The organism is Monashia sp. HAY1-5C, assembly GCF_056755255.1.
In genome coordinates, this window is record NZ_JBPGXG010000602.1 from 1 (window position 1) to 248 (window position 248).

1 protein-coding gene is annotated in these 248 nt (G+C 66.9%); it reads left to right on the forward strand.

Annotated features, from left to right (window positions below; genetic code table 11):
• Positions 1–248, forward strand: a 248-nt coding sequence (locus tag ACR9ZK_RS22900) for a hypothetical protein (protein ID WP_481344215.1), incomplete at both ends; no start/stop codon positions are given.

Genomic DNA, 248 nt, shown 5'->3' on the forward strand with positions numbered 1-248 from the left:
GCACAAGGCAAATCGGACCTGCTGAAGCGGCAGCTCGCGGCGATGTCCGCGTTCGGGGATGTCGACCTGTATGCCGGCAACGACGCGCAGCTGCTCGTCGATGGGCCGGCCACCTTCGCCGCCATGTTCGCGGCCATCGAGAAGGCACGCCGGCAGATCGTCCTGGAGAGCTACATCATCGAGGACGCCGACGTGTCGCGACAGCTGGCCGACCTGCTGCTGAAGCGACGCGCGGATGGCCTCGAGGT